This window comes from Kribbella sp. NBC_00889, from assembly GCF_045207705.1.
Taxonomy (GTDB): Bacteria; Actinomycetota; Actinomycetes; order Propionibacteriales; family Kribbellaceae; genus Kribbella.
In genome coordinates this window covers 395030-409483 of the sequence record NZ_CP108783.1, presented here as the reverse complement: position 1 = coordinate 409483, position 14454 = coordinate 395030, and the positions used below count along the sequence as shown (strand labels likewise).

Here is a 14454-nt window from a genome sequence, read left to right as displayed (position 1 = left end):
TTGCGGTGATGCGCCGTCGGCGCGTATCGCAGTGTGTATCGCAACCATTATCCCCGATCTCAGGCCAGAGCCGTGCACCATACGGCAGACTCAACTCTTGTGCACGCCCGTTCAGCCCTCTTCGACCTGTACGGCGACCATCTGCGCGCCCGCGGCGCACGGGCCCCGGTCGCCGCGCTGGTCCGGCTGCTCGCGCCGCTGGGCGTCCATCCGCCGGCGGTGCGTACCGCCGTGTCGCGGATGGTCCGGCAGGGCTGGCTGGAGCCGGTCCGGCTCGACGGACAACCTGGCTACGCGTTGACCTCCCGGGCGCGTCGCCGCCTCGACGATGCGGCCGCCCGGATCTACCGCACCAGCCCTGACGGCAGCGGTCCGGCCGGTACGAACGGCTCCTCCGGCTGGGATCAGCACTGGCATCTCGGCATCCTCCGCGAGGTCCCGAACGCGCGCCGCCGCGACCAGCTCGCGAGCCAACTCGCCTTCCTGGGTTGGGCTCCGCTGTCCGACGGCGCCTGGGTCGGCCTGCGCAACGACGCCGAGGTGGACCAGATCCTCGGTGTGGAAGGGATCGCCGCGGATCGGTTCCGCGCACCCGTCGACGCCGGTGCCGTCGAGTTCGCCCGCCGGGTCTGGAAACTGGACGAGCTCGGCGCGTCGTACGACGCCTGGCTGATCGAGGCGAAGGCCCTGGTGGACGGTGCGGGCGACGACACCACCGACGAGCAGGCGTTCGCCGTACGGTCGGAACTGGTGCACGAATGGCGCAAGTTCCTGTTCCTCGACCCGGGCCTGCCGGGCGAACTGTTGCCCGACGACTGGGCCGGAACGCGGGCCGCAGCGTACTTCGATTTCCACGCCGAACGACTGAGCCCCGCGGCCGGGCGTTTCGTCGACGACTGCCTGACACTGCACTGAAAATTCCTCACCGATTGTCAAGGAGCTGACCACGATGAGTGACTCCGTCACCTACGCCGTCGCCGACGGCGTAGCCACCATCACCCTGAACCGGCCCGACGCGATGAACTCGCTCGACACGCCGACCAAGGTCCTGCTCCGCGACACCGTCCAGGCCGCCGCCGAGGACAACGCCGTACGCGTCGTCGTGCTCACCGGCACCGGGCGGGCGTTCTGCGTCGGCCAGGACCTGAAGGAACACATCGGCCTCCTCGAGGCGAACGACACGGCCGCACTGTGGAGCACGGTGCCGGACCACTACGCCCCGATCGCCCTCGCCCTCGCCGAGATGCCGAAGCCGGTGATCGCGTCCGTGAACGGGGTCGCGGCCGGTGCCGGCGCGTCGATGGCGTTCGCGTGCGACTTCCGGGTTGTTGCCGACACGGCCGGCTTCAACCTCGCCTTTACCGGCATCGCCCTGTCTTGCGACACCGGCATCTCGTGGACCCTCCCTCGTTTGATCGGGCACGCCAAGGCTGTGGAGTTGCTGTACTTCCCTCGGACGATCCCCGCCGCCGAAGCCCTCGACCTCGGGTTGGCCACGTCGGTCGTGCCCGCCGCCGACCTCTCATCCGCCACCGCCGAGTTGGCCACCAAGCTCGCTCATGGACCGACCGTTGCGTACGGCGCTGTGCGGCAGTCGCTCGGCTATTCGGCCACTCACACACTGGCCGAGTCCTTGGTGTACGAAGCGAGCAAGATGCAACAAACCGGCGACACCGAAGACCACCACAACGCCGTCGCCTCCTTCGTCGCCAAACAAAAACCAACCTTCACCGGCCGCTAGGCCCCCCTTCGGCCCCACCTGGTTGCCGAGTCGTGGATCGCTGCGCACACGGCGGGCGATTCGCTGCGAACATCCACGACTCGACGGCCTTCCGGCGGCGGTTTGTTGGTGCACCCAACGCGATCGCGCGGGGGCTGAGAAGTTTGGTGGGCTCCCCGGCCGCGTTCCGGCCGGGCGAGTCACGGCCGGACAACCACCTGACAGTCGGGGAGCCCGGAGTCACCTCATCACGTTCGGTGCCCGGAGCACAACTCGTTCAGCCGTTTGTGTTCCAAATTGGCCCAGATCCCTTCCACCACAGGCGTTTCCGGGCAATCGTGCCCTTGCACGCGCCACCTGCAAGCCGCAAAGTACGCATGCAGCTGCACGTGCACCGAGGCATGCGACCACCAGTCAGCGCCCACACCGAAGCTGCTGCGCTCTGCCTGGTTCAGCGCCCACACCAAAGCCGCTGTGCCCTGCTTGGAACAGCTCGCGCCACAAACGGCTGCACTCGATCTGGTTTCGGGCCGCCGTACCAGGGCAGGATCAACGGGCGATGCAGGTCGACAGGTGGTCGTTCACGATGCCGCCGGCCTGCATCAGTGCGTACGCCGTGGTCGGGCCGACGAACACGAATCCCTTCTTCTTCAGGGCCTTCGACATCGCGACGGACTCCGGCGTCGTGGCCGGCACATCGCCCAACGTCTTCGGCACCGGCCGATCGACAGGCTGGAACGACCACAGCAGTTCAGTGAACTCGCCGTCGTCCAACTCCAGCAACGCACGTGCGTTGGAGATCGTCGCGTTGATCTTCAGGCGATTCCGGACTATCCCGGGATCGGCCATCAACCGATCGAAGTCGTCGGTGCCGTACTTCGCGATCACCTCTGGATCGAAGTGCGCGAACGCGGCCCGGAAGTTCTCCCGCTTGCGCAGGATGGTGATCCACGACAGGCCGGACTGGAACCCTTCCAGCGTCATCCGCTCGAACAGTCCCCGGTCGTCGCGGATCTCCTTGCCCCACTCGTTGTCGTGGTACTCGATGTACTCCGGCGCGGAGGTCGCCCACCCGCACCGCGGCTGGCCGTCCGGCCCGATCACCGTCATCGCGCAACCTCCCGCACCAACCGCCGCAACGAGATCCGCATCAGTACTTCGAACGCCGGCCGCACCACCGGCCACCCCATCCGACCGACCTTCCCCCATGGCGGGACGACGTCCTCTGCCCATGTGAAGGTGCTCCCGACGCCGGTAGGAACGATCGAGAAGGTCCCGGTGCCGGCGACGACCGTACCGAGATGTTTCACCGTGCACTCGCGCGGCGGATCCCAATGTGTGATCACCATGTCGTCAGTGAATCCCAAGCCACCGACAGAAGTGCGCGCTGCGATCCCACCGCCTACACCAACGCCGTCGTGCTCGGTCGCCCAGACATGGGTCAGCAGCATCCATCGCGACTGCCGCTCCCAGTCGATCGCGGCATCCCAGGCTGCCTGCGGACTCAACGACAGATAGACCGACGCTTCCGCATGACAGTTCCCGTCTGGGTTCATCAGCTCGGCCGCTGGTAAGCACCCTGCTCAGGCGGCGCCGGCTCCTCGTGCTGAGGCGCCGGATCGGGCAGCATCCAGTGTGGCGTCGGGGCGGGCTGCGGCCCGGCCGCCGGCACCGACCGCTGCTGGCCCGGCTGTGAGCCGTCAGCCGCGGGCGGCTGCTCGGGGGCGGGCCGCTGGTACCACGCCTCACCCTCGGGCTCGTACGAGGCCGACTCGGGCTCGGGCGCCGGTGTGTCCGACTGCCGAGGCGGTGTCGACTGCTGAGGGGCAGGCTGACGGTCGGCCGGAGTACGCCGGGGTGGTCCGGGCTGGGACTGGGCTTCGAGGAGTGCGCGGGCCTCGGCCTGCAGACGCTCGTACTCGTCCGCCGCAGCCGCGTGGGAAGCGGCGGACCGCTCTGCAGCCGTCTCCTCGGTGGTGACAGGCTGCTCGGCAGTCTCAGGCTCATCGGCAGCGACAGGCTGCTGCAGAGTCAGGGGCGGCCGGAATGCGGCCGGCGACACCTCCTGAGCCGCAGCAGGCTGCACCTCAGCGGCGGTCTGCGCACCGCCCGCGGTCTGAGCGCCGCCGGCGGTCTGAGCGCCACCAGGCGTAGGCGAGGCGGATCCCGTCTGCTGGCCTCCGGCGGCCGCCTGCTCCGGCGACACGCTGGGCTGCCCGGGCGACGGGGCGGCCTCCTCGGACGTCACGACAGGCTGCTCCGAGGTGTCCGACTCCGGGAAGTCGCCACCGACCATGATCGGCTCCTGCGCCCCGGTGTCGTCGAAGTCGGTCGCGCTGTACCGGGACCGGGACGTGAATCCCGCCCCGTCCGGCGCCTCCACGATCGGCGCGACGGCACGCTCGAGGTCGGCGATCCGGCGGTCGCGCTCGGCGACCTCCTTCGCGACCCGCTCGAGCAGCGTGTCCACCTCGTCCATCCGGTAGCCGCGCAGTCCGACCGCGAACCGGGCCGACTCGATGTCCGCCGAGCTCAGCGCCTGCCGCGCCGGCACGGTCATGTCAGGCCGATCGTCGTACGCCGTACTCATGGCACCCCAACGACCCGAGGCCACCACTGCGACAGCCCCGATCAACAGCACCACGATCAGCCCGAAGAACCACATCACGGGTCCGATCGTGCCATGCCGCTCCAGTCACCCGCACAGTCGGCAGGGTTTCGGCCGTGCTTCACGGGCCGGTTCAGCTCCCGTCCGAGCCGAGCCGGTGCGCCTCGCGACGCTCGCGGGCCTCCGGGTTGTTCGCCTCAGCCACGTCCCGAGCAGCGGCGGCCGCGGCCTCCTCAGCGGCGGCGTCGGCCCCTTCACCGGCCTTGACGATGTAGCTGATCGCCTCGTCCACGTCGTCGGTGATGGTGAACATCTCCAGGTCGGCCGCGGAAATCTTCCCGTCCACGAGCATCGTGTCCCGCAGCCAGTCCGCCAGCCCACCCCAGTACGACGTACCGAACAGGACGACCGGGAACGACGTGACCTTCCGGGTCTGGGCCAGCGTGAGCGCCTCGAACAGCTCGTCGAGCGTGCCGAACCCGCCCGGCATCACCACGAACCCCTGCGCGTACTTCACGAACATGGTCTTGCGGGTGAAGAAGTAGCGGAAGTTCATCCCGACGTCGACCCACTCGTTCAGGCCGTTCTCGAAGGGCAGTTCGATGCCGAGCCCGACCGACACGCCGCCGGCCTCGGAGGCGCCCTTGTTCGCCGCCTCCATCACACCGGGTCCACCGCCGGTGATCACCGCGTAACCGGAGCCGACCAGCTTCCGCCCGAACTCCTCGGCGGCGGCGTACATCGGCTCGTTCGGCTTGGTCCGGGCCGAACCGAACACGCTGATCGCGGCACCGAGCTCGGCGAGCATGCCGAAGCCCTCGATGAACTCCGACTGGATCCGCAGTACCCGCCACGGGTCGGTGTGCACCCAGTCGCTCGGGCCGCGGCTGTCCAGCAGGCGCTGCTCCGACGTGGATTGCTGCACCTGGTTGCGGCGCATCACCACCGGCCCGCGCTGCTGGTGGCCGGGCGGGCGGTCGGGGTGGATCGACGGTTCTGCCATACCCCCAGGTTAGGTCGTCAGGTATTTACCAGCCTGGCGACGCGGGCGCCGTCAACCAAGTCCTCAACCTTCGTTCACACAGCTCGATCTCGGCCTCCGGCACGAACTCGTCCTGCTTGTGCGCGTACAGCGGGTCGCCGGGCCCGTAGTTCACCGCCGGTACGCCGAGCAGCGTGAACCGGGCCACGTCGGTCCACCCGAACTTCGGCTTCGGCTCACCCCCGACCACCTGCAGGAACGCCGCCGCGGCCGGCCGCTCCAGCCCGGGCAGCCCGCCGGGCGCGGAGTCGGTGACGGCGATCTCGAACCCGTCGAACACCTCCCGGAGGTGCGCCTCCGCCTCCACCTCCGACCGGCTCGGCGCGAACCGGTAGTTGATCTCCACCGTGCACAGATCCGGTACGACGTTGCCCGCGACGCCACCGCGGATCGCGACCGCGTTCAGGCCCTCGCGGTACTCCAGGCCGTCGATCGGCACCCGCCGCGGCTCGTACGCCGCCAGTCGCGCGAGGACCTCGCCCGCGGCGTGGATCGCGTTCTTCCCCATCCAGGACCGGGCCGAGTGCGCCCGCTCGCCGCGGGTGGTGACGTCGATCCGCATCGTGCCCTGGCAGCCGGCCTCGACGACCGCGTTCGACGGCTCCATCACGACCGCGAACACGCCCTCGAGGAGCTCCGGGTTCGACCGGGTCAGCTTGAACAGGCCGTTCCGCTCGGCCTCGACCTCTTCACAGTCGTAGAAGACGTACGTGACGTCGCGGTTCGGCTCGGCCAGCGTCGCGGCGAGCCGGAGCCCGACCGCGACCCCGCCCTTCATGTCGCAGGCGCCGAGCCCGTGGATCAGGCCGTCGGCGCGCCGGGCCGGGAGGTTGTCGTTCAGCGGCACGGTGTCGAGGTGCCCGGCGATGACGATCCGCTCGTCCCGGCCGAGATCGGTGCGCGCGACCACGGTGTTGCCGTGCCGGAACACCTTCAGATGGGCGCACGCCGACAGCGCCGCCTCGACCTCGTCCGCGAGCGTTTCCTCCGTCCCACTGACCGAGGAGATGTTGACCAGCGCCTCGGTCAGATCCGGGCCGGGCATGGTCAGGTCGAGCTTGTTCATCAAGCGTCCTCCGCCGGGGGTACGAATACGCAGAACTCGTTGCCCTCAGGGTCGGCGCAGACGGTCCAGCCGATCGCGCCGTCCTTGGGTCGCAGCAGTGTCGCACCCGCCTCGAGCACCGGCTGCAACGCGGGCGCGGTGACATCCCAGTGCACCCTGTTCTTCACCGTCTTCGGCTCCGGCACCGGCACGAAGACCCAGTACTGGAACGGCAGCCCCGGCACGTTCTCCAGCCAGTTGTACGGCGTACCCGGCCGACTGCCGAAGTCACCGCCGACCACGCCATGCCACCAGCGCGCCTGCGCCTCGGGATCGGCTGCGTCGACGATGAGCTCCAGCACCTTGTACGCCGGGACGGTGGTGCGCACGAACCCGCAGAACTCGCCGCCCTCCGGGTCCTCCATCACGGTCCACAGCTGCTCGTCATTGGCCGGCACCTGGATCGTCGCGCCCTGCCGCTCGAGGTCCGCGATCGCGGCAGTGGCGACGTCCAGGTGGACGCGCTGCTTGACCGTCCGCGGCTCGTCCACCTTGTTGATCCAGATGGTCTTCTCCGGTACGTCGCCGACCAGCACGTTCGGGTTGTCGGCCGGCGAGGTCAGCCCCAGGATGTTCCCCCAGAACGCCGTCATCGCGCTCGGGCACGTCACATCGATACACAAGTCTTTGAAACGTGCGACGGTCATAGCCCACAGGCTATCGGCCGTGCCGCCGGCGGTAATGGCGGTTCACGCGCTCGCGGTTCCCGCAGGACGGGGAGCACCAGGTCTGGCGTGGATCGTCCTGGAGGAAGTACTTCACGCAGCGCGCCGCCGGGCAGGCGCGGAGCCGGACGCGGTCCGGACCGGCCAGGAAATCGATCGCGGAACGGCCGACCGCGCCGACCAGCAGCGTGACCGGATCGTCGGTCCGCCCAGCCCACTTGGTGACCGGTACGCCGTCTTCGGGCCAGTCCAACTGGGTGGTCCCGAGCCGGTCGGCAGCGCGGTTCACCATTCGCAGTGCCGCCCCGGCATCGATCAGCCGATCCGCATCCGCCGTACTCGCGGGGCGCGGCGCGACCGCGCGGGCGAACAGTGCTCGTACGGCGCCGCGGACGCGCACGAGTTCGTCTCGCGCGTCGTCGGTGCCCTCGAACGGGCGGCCAAGCACCTCCGCGACGAGATCCCCGTGCTGCTCGACCCAGGTGGCGGCGTCGGCGGGCGTCGCGAGAAGGTCCGCGACACCGCCGTTGCCATCGTGCCGAATCGTCGCCGCGAGAGCGAAAGCCAGCGTGCTCACAGTCGCAGTCTAATGGGATACCGGGTTGCTGCCATGTGAGTCGCTGCTCTAGGGTCACTAACGCGACAGGCCGCACCTACCGTTAGGCACTCGATGACCGACCTCCGCACCAGACTGCGCGCAGTCCCGACGTTGACCGGGACTCCGCCGGCGTTCGATCCGGCGCGTACGCCGGAGACACCGCATCCGCTGTTCGTCGAATGGCTGCTGGCCGCGGTCGACCAGCAGATCCCGGAGCCGTGTGCCGCGACGCTGTCGACGGTGCGCGCCGACGGGCGTCCGAACGCGCGGGTCCTGATCCTGAAGGACGTCACCGAGGACGGATGGCAGTTCGCCTCGTCGTCGACCAGCCGGAAGGGCGAGGAGCTCGCCGCCACGCCGTACGCCGCTCTGACGTTCTACTGGATCCCGCTCGGGCGCCAGGTGCGCGTGCTGGGGACGGTCGAGGCCGCGGATCCGCAGGACTCGGCGCGGGACTTCCTGTCTCGTCCGGCGCCTGCCCGGGCCGAGACGCTGGCTGGGCGGCAGAGCGCCGTACTGGAGGATCCAGCCGACATCGAGGCGGCGGTCGCAGAGCAGGTCGAGCGGTTGAACGCCGAGCCTGGTGTGGTCGCGTCGAACTGGACTCTCTACACGCTTCGAGCCGACGAGGTGGAGTTCTGGCAGGCGGATCCGGACCGTCGCCACCTCCGCCTTCACTACCGGCTCGACGACCCGACTCTTCGCTGGACCAAGGAGCGCTTGTGGCCCTGAACGACGTCAAGACAGCAGTCGCGCAACTGACCGCGTTGGTGACGGACCTCGACGACGAAACCGCCCGCGGCGCGTCGGTCCTGCCCGGCTGGTCCCGCGGTCACGTCATCACCCACATCGCGAACTTCTCCGAGGCGATGACGCGGCAGGTGGAGGAAGCCCTCCAGGGTCGGCTCGTCGAGTTCTACGACGGCGGCCGCCCAGCCCGGGACACCGCCATCGAGGCCGGCGCCAACCGCCCCGCCGCCGAGCTCGAGTCCCACCTCAACTCGGCCACCACCGGCCTGCTCACCGCCTTCGGCAAACTCACGCCCGACGACTGGCAGCGGCCCATCACCCACCGCACCAGCAACCTGGCCGCCGCCCTCAACACCACCTGGCGCGAGCTCCTCATCCACATCACAGACCTAGGCCTGGCCATCACCCCAGGCGACTGGCCTCCCGCCTTCTGCCTGCACCTCCTGGAGTTCCTCCGCCCCCGCACTCCCGAAGACATCACCCTCATCCTGGTCCCCACCGAAGGCCCCACCTGGCAGTCCGGCGCCGGCGAACCCCGAACCCTCACCGGCGAACTCCAAGCCCTGACCGCCTGGTACGCGGGCCGCACCCCCGCCACCCCGCTCCGCGGCCAGCTGCCCGATCTGCTGCCTTGGCCCTGAGCCGCGGACCTGCAGCACTCATCAACTGCCGGGTCACCGGCGCCGTACGCGGGGAATGAGCGTGCCGGCGGCGATTTTCGGCACTTGGTGAGTGCTGGGCGTCCGCCTACCCCACCGTGAAGTCGTCGACCTGGATGAAGGTGTCGACGTTGGGGGCGTTGAAGCCGGCGTAGACGGTCAGTTCGTGGGTGTTGGCTGGTACCTTCACCGTGACTTCGTGGTGGACGTAGCCGGTGGAGGCTCCGAAGGTGGTGGAGGCCAGGTCCTGAGTGCCGTTGCGGACGCCGAAGCGGCCTTGGTCGGCGGGCAGGTTGGCGGAGGCGTTGATCCAGGAGCCGAAGGTGTAGGTGGCGCCTGGGGTGACGGGGATGGTTTGGTACAGGGCGCTCCACCCGGTGCAGGTGCAGCGGATCCAGCCGTTGTTCGCGCCGGAGTGGGCGAAGCCGAGTCCACGGTCGACACCGTTGGCCGCCGTACCCTCGAACAGCCACGCCGGCTTCCCGCCGCCGGTCCCCTCGAAGCCACCATCCGCGAGTTGAGCGACGTACCTGACCGCCAACTCTGACACGGAGGTGAAGCTCCGCGTCCCGCCCGGCAGTCCGATCACCCGCACACCATCGGTCTCCTGGACCGGGAACGTGATCGTGTACGTCGTGTTCGCACCGGCCGAGACATCACCCGGGTACGCCGGTGACACGGTCTGCGCGCCGACCTCGACCCACTCACCGTTCTGACGAACCTGCACCCGCGGCCGACCCGTGAAGAACCCGCCCTGTGCCGATACCGCACCCGAGGTGAACGACACGTTGTTCACCTTGTGGCGAGACGGCCACTGGTAGCCCCACCACGACGCACCCTTCACCTCGTCGTCGAAGTCGGTCTCGCTCCCGGTCGTCGCACCGTCGTTCATCAGCGCCAGACTCCCCGACTGCGTCGACTTGGAGATCGCGACGGCACCCGAAGACGGCGCCGCCAGGTTCTCAGGTCCGGGCAGATTGTCAGCCGGCGCATCGGACGACGGCGTCAAGACGAGCTTGCGCAGGTTGAAGTTGTAGACCGACGTCCCGATCCCGCCACCACCGCACGGGCAGACGTTCGCCTGGATGTACATCGTCTTGCCGTCCGGCTGCACGAACTTCGACGGGATGGTCACGCCGTACCCGCCGTACTTCGAGGTCGACCACGGGTACCCGCCGAAGTCCTTGCTCATGAAGTGCTTCCACGGACCCCACGGCGTCGGCGACTCGTAGAACTCGAAGGTGTACTCCGTCCAGGACGTGTACACGTACCGCTTCTGCTGAGCCAGGTACGTGACCCCGCCCTGACTGATCACACTCAGGTTCGAGGCGTTCGTCCCGTACGTCTGTGCGTACAGCCGGCGCTGGTCGGTCAGGACCGGCTTCCGGTCCGCGATCTTCGCCGACCACCCGGACCCGGTGTAGAAGTTCCACGCCCCGCGATCCTGGACCTTCCCGCGAGGCACCCGCGCCAGGAACACGCTCTGCGGATCCGCCACCGTGTCGTCGAACGAATCCCGCCAGTTCCCGTCCAGCCCATAGGCATAGACGTACCCGTCCGGCGCAAGCGCCCCGCCCTTCCCGAAGTCCGCGAACCAGATCGTCGTGAACACATGGTCGGAGAACATCGGCTTGCTCTTGTCCCAGGTCCAGGTCCGCCCGTGGTCGGTGGACTTCAGGATCGTCGCGGCCGGTACGTCGTTGAAGTCCAGCGCGAGGTCCTGGACAGCCAGGTACATCGTGTCGCCGACGCACACCATCCCGGTGGGTTTGCGGTTGTACCCGGGCCCGCTCCAGATCGATCCGACCTGGTCGCCCTTCGAGATCGTTGCCCCGGACAAGTTCCCCGGCGTTCCGTTGATCTCGCTGACCGCGATGTCCGCGAAGTCCTGGTCCAGGCTGAAGCCCTTGCCGTCACCGTTCGCGGCGTACAGCTTGTCGTTGCCGGCCCAGCAGGACGGCCACAGGTCGCCGTCGCTCGGGCTGGGTGTCCCCTTCGACTCCACCTGTGCCGTGCCGACGGCGGTCGACGTGGCGGCAACCGGCGGCGAGTCGGAGGATTGGGTGAGCAGTGTCGCCGTTCCGAAGACCAGCGGCAGGACAGCAAGCAGAGCCCCACGCTTCATGAGCGTTCCTTTACTTGAGGCCGGTCGTCTTCATCGCGTCGACCAGACGTTTCTGGCCCGCGACGAACACCACGACCGTCGGGATGGCCGCGATCACCGCGGCCGCGAGAATGAGGTTCCAGGCCGAGGCGTACTGCCCCTGCATCCCGGACACACCGAGCTGGATCACCCGCAGGTCCGGGTTCCTGGTGATGGTCAGCGGCCACAGGAACGCATTCCAGTTGGCCAGGAAGAACAGCACCGACAGCGACGCGAGCACCGGCCGGCTGAGCGGCAGGATGACGCTCCAGTACCGCCGCCAGTACCCGCAGCCGTCCAGGTCGGCCGCCTCCTCCAGCTCCCGCGGGATGTTCAGGTAGTACTGCCGGAGCAGGAAGATGCCGAAGGCATGGAAAATGCTGGGCACGATCAGGCCGGCGTAGCTGTCCAGCAGCCCGAGTTGCTTGGCCACCAGGAACAGCGGCACCAGGATCACCGGCAGCGACACCAGCAGCGTCGACATGATGCCGGAGAAGATGATCCCGCGCCCCGGGAACCGCAGCCGGGCCAGCGCGTACGCCGCCATCGAGTGGAAGAACAACGCGACCACAGTGACGACCACCGACACGATCGCACTGTTCAGCATGAACCGCGGCATCGGGATCTTCAGCAGGACGTACTGCAGATTGTCCAGCGTCCAGGTGGTCGGCCAGCCGAAGTTGAAGACGTCCTCGGCCGGCTTGAGCGCGCTGATCGCGATCCACAGCAACGGCAGTACGGCGATGATCGCCAGTACGTGCGCCAGGATGGGCAGGAATCTAATCCTCATCGAAGCGGCCTCCTCGGGTGAAGCCGAACATCAGGCCGGTGCAGATCACCAGGATCGCGACGACCACGGTGGTCAGCGCAGCGGCGTACCCCATGTTGTTGAAGGTGAACGCCTGCTCGTAGATGTAGAGCACGACCGTGCTGGTGGCGCGGGCCGGTCCGCCCTTGGTGAGAACGAAGACCAGGTCGAACGCCTGCAGACCGGTGACTGCGCCGATCGTCGAGTTGACCACGACGAAGAAGCTGGTCGGGCGGAGCAGCGGCCAGATCACGTAGCGGAATCGTTGCCACGAGCTCGCGCCGTCGATCTGCGCGGCGTCCTCGAGCTCCTTCGGTACGTCTTTCAGCCCGGCCAGGAAGACCAGCATCTGATACCCCATCAGGAACCAGACACTGATCACCACATAGGTGCCGAGCGCGAGGGACGGCGTACCGAGGAAGGACACGTCGCCGAGGCCGAACGGCGCGAGGAGCTTGGACAGCGCACCGCGCTTGTCGACCAGCAGGAACTGCCAGATCAGGCCGACCACGACCAGGCTGACCACGTTCGGCAGGAAGAACGCCGAGCGGACCCAGCCGATGCCCTTGAAGTGGTTGCGGACCAGCATGGCCAGCGCGAAGCTCACGACGAACGCGATCGGTACGAAGGTGACGACGTAGATCGCGGTGACCTTCAGCGACGCCCAGAGCTGGTCGTCGCCGGCCATCAACTTGTAGTTGGCCAGACCGACGTACTGGTAGTTGCCGAAGCCGTCGACCTTGAAGAACGCGACGCCGAAGGCGAGCACCATCGGCAGTGCGACGAAGATCAGCAGGCCGATGGTGTCCGGCGCGAGGAAGGCGTACGCCGCCAGTGCCTCGCGACGTTTCCGCGTCATCCCGGCCTTGGCTCTGGGAGCCTGGGCCTTCTTCCGTGCGGTGGTGGGAGGGGCTGTCGTGGTCACCATCAGCTGATCGGCGCGCCCTGATAAGTCTTCAGGAAGGTGTCGATCTTGGCCGCCGCGTCAGCCGCCGCCTTGGCGGGGTCGGACGCGTTCAGCTGGCAGGCCTGGATCGCGTCCGCGATCGGCTGGTACACCTCCGGTGGGAACCGCGGCTCCGGCTTGCCGGTCGGCGCGATCTCGCTGACGAACTTCTTCAGCGCGCCGTCGGCGAACGCACCCTTGGCGTCCGCGGCCTGCTGCACCGACTTGCGCGGCGGCAGGTTGGTCTTCACCACGGTGTTCCACTGCCGCTGGCGTTCGATGCCGGCGGCATCGGTCGAGCCGAGCGCCCAGGTGATGAACTTCGCCGCGGCCTCCGGGTTCGCGCCCTTGGAGTTGGCCACGAACGCCCAGCCGCCGAGGTCGGTGGCCGGCTTGCCGCCGTCCGGGGTCGGGTGCGGGATGATGCCGTACTTGAAGGTCTTGGCCTTCGCGCGCAGGTCCGCGACCGCCCAGATGCCGCTCTGCTGCATCGCGGCCGCGCCGGAGCCGAGGTTCGACACGACGTCACCGCCGCCGTCGCCGAGCGCCTTGCGCGGGGCCACCTTGTGCTGGATGGAGTCCTGCCAGAACTTCAGTGCCTGGACGGCGGCCGGCGAGTCGAACGCGACCTTGCCGTCCTTGATCGGCGTACCGTCGCCCTGCCAGAGGAACGGGTACCAGGTGAAGTTCTGGTAGTAGCCGGGCAGCGTCTCGAACATCACGCCGTACCGGTCCTTGCCGGTCAGCTTCTCCGCGACCGCGATGGTCTGGTCCCAGGTCTTCGGCAGGTCCGCCTCGGACAGGCCGGCCTTCTCGAACGCGATCTCGCTGTAGTACATCGCCAGCGGCTCGATCTCCATCGGCAGGCCGTAGACCTTGCCGTCGACGCTGCGCGCCTCGAGCAGGCCGGGCAGGTAGTCGGCCTTCGACTCGTCGGACAACGCCGAGCCGAGGTCCTGCAGTACGCCGCCGTTGTAGTAGCGCAGGAAGTCGCCGGGGCTGATCAGGAAGATGTCCGGACCCTGCCCCGACTGGAACGCGGTCTGCAGGGTGGTCCCGTTCAGGTAGTCCTTGCCGGGGATGTAGCGCAGCTTGACCTTGACGTCGTTGTTCTTGTTCCACTCCGCGACGGTGTCGACGAACCACTTGCTCTGTGGGCCTTGGTCGTCGGACGGTCCGTAGAAGTTCCAGAACGACATCTCCTTGGCGTTGCCGCCGGAGTCGTCGCCACCACAGGCGGACAGCAGCGGTACGCCGGCCGCCGACGCGGCGACGGCGCCGAGTCCGCCGCGCAGGATCGAGCGGCGGCTGAGCTGCCTGGCAGAGAAGGGTGTTGCGGCCATCAGGTGCTCCAGGGGTGTGCTCTCGAACGACCGAGTATTGGCAATCGATTTCTCGCAATCTACGAGT

General features: G+C 68.2%; 15 protein-coding genes. 4 read left to right on the top strand and 11 right to left on the bottom strand.

The window, feature by feature from the left end; translation table 11 throughout:
- Nucleotides 1–99: 99 nt before the first annotated feature.
- Both OG817_RS02155 and OG817_RS02150 read left to right on the top strand, forming a co-directional pair.
- Nucleotides 100–915: a PaaX family transcriptional regulator C-terminal domain-containing protein gene (locus tag OG817_RS02155; protein WP_396396212.1), complete on the top strand. Its 816-nt coding sequence runs from the start codon at nucleotides 100–102 to the stop codon at nucleotides 913–915.
- A 34-nt stretch (nucleotides 916–949) separates the two neighbouring features.
- Nucleotides 950–1741 carry an enoyl-CoA hydratase/isomerase family protein gene (locus tag OG817_RS02150; RefSeq protein ID WP_406051788.1) on the top strand — a complete coding sequence of 264 codons (792 nt, stop codon included), beginning with the start codon at nucleotides 950–952 and terminating at the stop codon, nucleotides 1739–1741.
- A 528-nt stretch (nucleotides 1742–2269) separates the two neighbouring features.
- Here OG817_RS02150 and tag read toward each other — a convergent pair.
- From tag to OG817_RS02115, 7 genes are all read right to left on the bottom strand, one after another.
- Complete coding sequence (gene tag / locus OG817_RS02145; protein ID WP_396396216.1) at nucleotides 2270–2830, bottom strand: DNA-3-methyladenine glycosylase I; 561 nt, start codon at nucleotides 2828–2830, stop codon at nucleotides 2270–2272.
- Nucleotides 2827–3276, bottom strand: coding sequence for an SRPBCC family protein (locus OG817_RS02140; protein ID WP_406051787.1), 450 nt, complete (start codon nucleotides 3274–3276; stop codon nucleotides 2827–2829). The genes tag and OG817_RS02140 overlap by 4 nt, the downstream gene beginning before the upstream one ends.
- Entirely contained in the window at nucleotides 3276–4385 is a 1110-nt protein-coding gene (locus OG817_RS02135; protein ID WP_406057647.1) for a DivIVA domain-containing protein, read from the bottom strand. The genes OG817_RS02140 and OG817_RS02135 overlap by 1 nt, the downstream gene beginning before the upstream one ends.
- A 76-nt stretch (nucleotides 4386–4461) precedes the next feature.
- Nucleotides 4462–5331, bottom strand: a complete 870-nt coding sequence (locus OG817_RS02130; protein ID WP_360450936.1) for a TIGR00730 family Rossman fold protein — start codon at nucleotides 5329–5331, stop codon at nucleotides 4462–4464.
- A 25-nt stretch (nucleotides 5332–5356) separates the two neighbouring features.
- Nucleotides 5357–6436 (bottom strand): succinyl-diaminopimelate desuccinylase, encoded by a 1080-nt coding sequence (dapE, locus tag OG817_RS02125; RefSeq protein ID WP_406051786.1) that lies wholly within the window; start codon nucleotides 6434–6436, stop codon nucleotides 5357–5359.
- Complete coding sequence (locus OG817_RS02120) at nucleotides 6436–7122, bottom strand: VOC family protein (protein WP_406051784.1); 687 nt, start codon at nucleotides 7120–7122, stop codon at nucleotides 6436–6438. The genes dapE and OG817_RS02120 overlap by 1 nt, the downstream gene beginning before the upstream one ends.
- A 10-nt stretch (nucleotides 7123–7132) precedes the next feature.
- Complete coding sequence (locus tag OG817_RS02115; RefSeq protein WP_406051783.1) at nucleotides 7133–7717, bottom strand: CGNR zinc finger domain-containing protein; 585 nt, start codon at nucleotides 7715–7717, stop codon at nucleotides 7133–7135.
- 93 nt (nucleotides 7718–7810) lie between these two features.
- Here OG817_RS02115 and OG817_RS02110 point away from each other — a divergent pair, with 93 nt between their 5' ends.
- Together OG817_RS02110 and OG817_RS02105 are read left to right on the top strand one after the other, a co-directional pair.
- On the top strand, nucleotides 7811–8470 hold the full coding sequence (locus tag OG817_RS02110) for a pyridoxal 5'-phosphate synthase (RefSeq protein WP_406051781.1): 660 nt from the start codon (nucleotides 7811–7813) through the stop codon (nucleotides 8468–8470).
- Complete coding sequence (locus OG817_RS02105; protein ID WP_406051779.1) at nucleotides 8461–9129, top strand: maleylpyruvate isomerase family mycothiol-dependent enzyme; 669 nt, start codon at nucleotides 8461–8463, stop codon at nucleotides 9127–9129. Before OG817_RS02110 ends, OG817_RS02105 begins: the two co-directional genes overlap by 10 nt.
- A 106-nt stretch (nucleotides 9130–9235) precedes the next feature.
- Here OG817_RS02105 and OG817_RS02100 read toward each other — a convergent pair whose 3' ends face one another.
- The 4 genes from OG817_RS02100 to OG817_RS02085 are packed head-to-tail and all read right to left on the bottom strand — an operon-like array spanning nucleotide 9236 to nucleotide 14387.
- Nucleotides 9236–11272, bottom strand: coding sequence for a DUF4185 domain-containing protein (locus tag OG817_RS02100; protein ID WP_406051777.1), 2037 nt, complete (start codon nucleotides 11270–11272; stop codon nucleotides 9236–9238).
- A 10-nt stretch (nucleotides 11273–11282) separates the two neighbouring features.
- Nucleotides 11283–12080 carry a carbohydrate ABC transporter permease gene (locus tag OG817_RS02095; RefSeq protein WP_131359222.1) on the bottom strand — a complete coding sequence of 266 codons (798 nt, stop codon included), beginning with the start codon at nucleotides 12078–12080 and terminating at the stop codon, nucleotides 11283–11285.
- A complete protein-coding gene (locus tag OG817_RS02090) occupies nucleotides 12070–13026 on the bottom strand; it encodes a sugar ABC transporter permease (RefSeq protein WP_360450916.1) in 957 nt (318 codons plus the stop codon). Before OG817_RS02090 ends, OG817_RS02095 begins: the two co-directional genes overlap by 11 nt.
- Nucleotides 13026–14387, bottom strand: a complete 1362-nt coding sequence (locus OG817_RS02085) for an ABC transporter substrate-binding protein (RefSeq protein WP_406051775.1) — start codon at nucleotides 14385–14387, stop codon at nucleotides 13026–13028. Before OG817_RS02085 ends, OG817_RS02090 begins: the two co-directional genes overlap by 1 nt.
- Nucleotides 14388–14454: the final 67 nt, after the last annotated feature.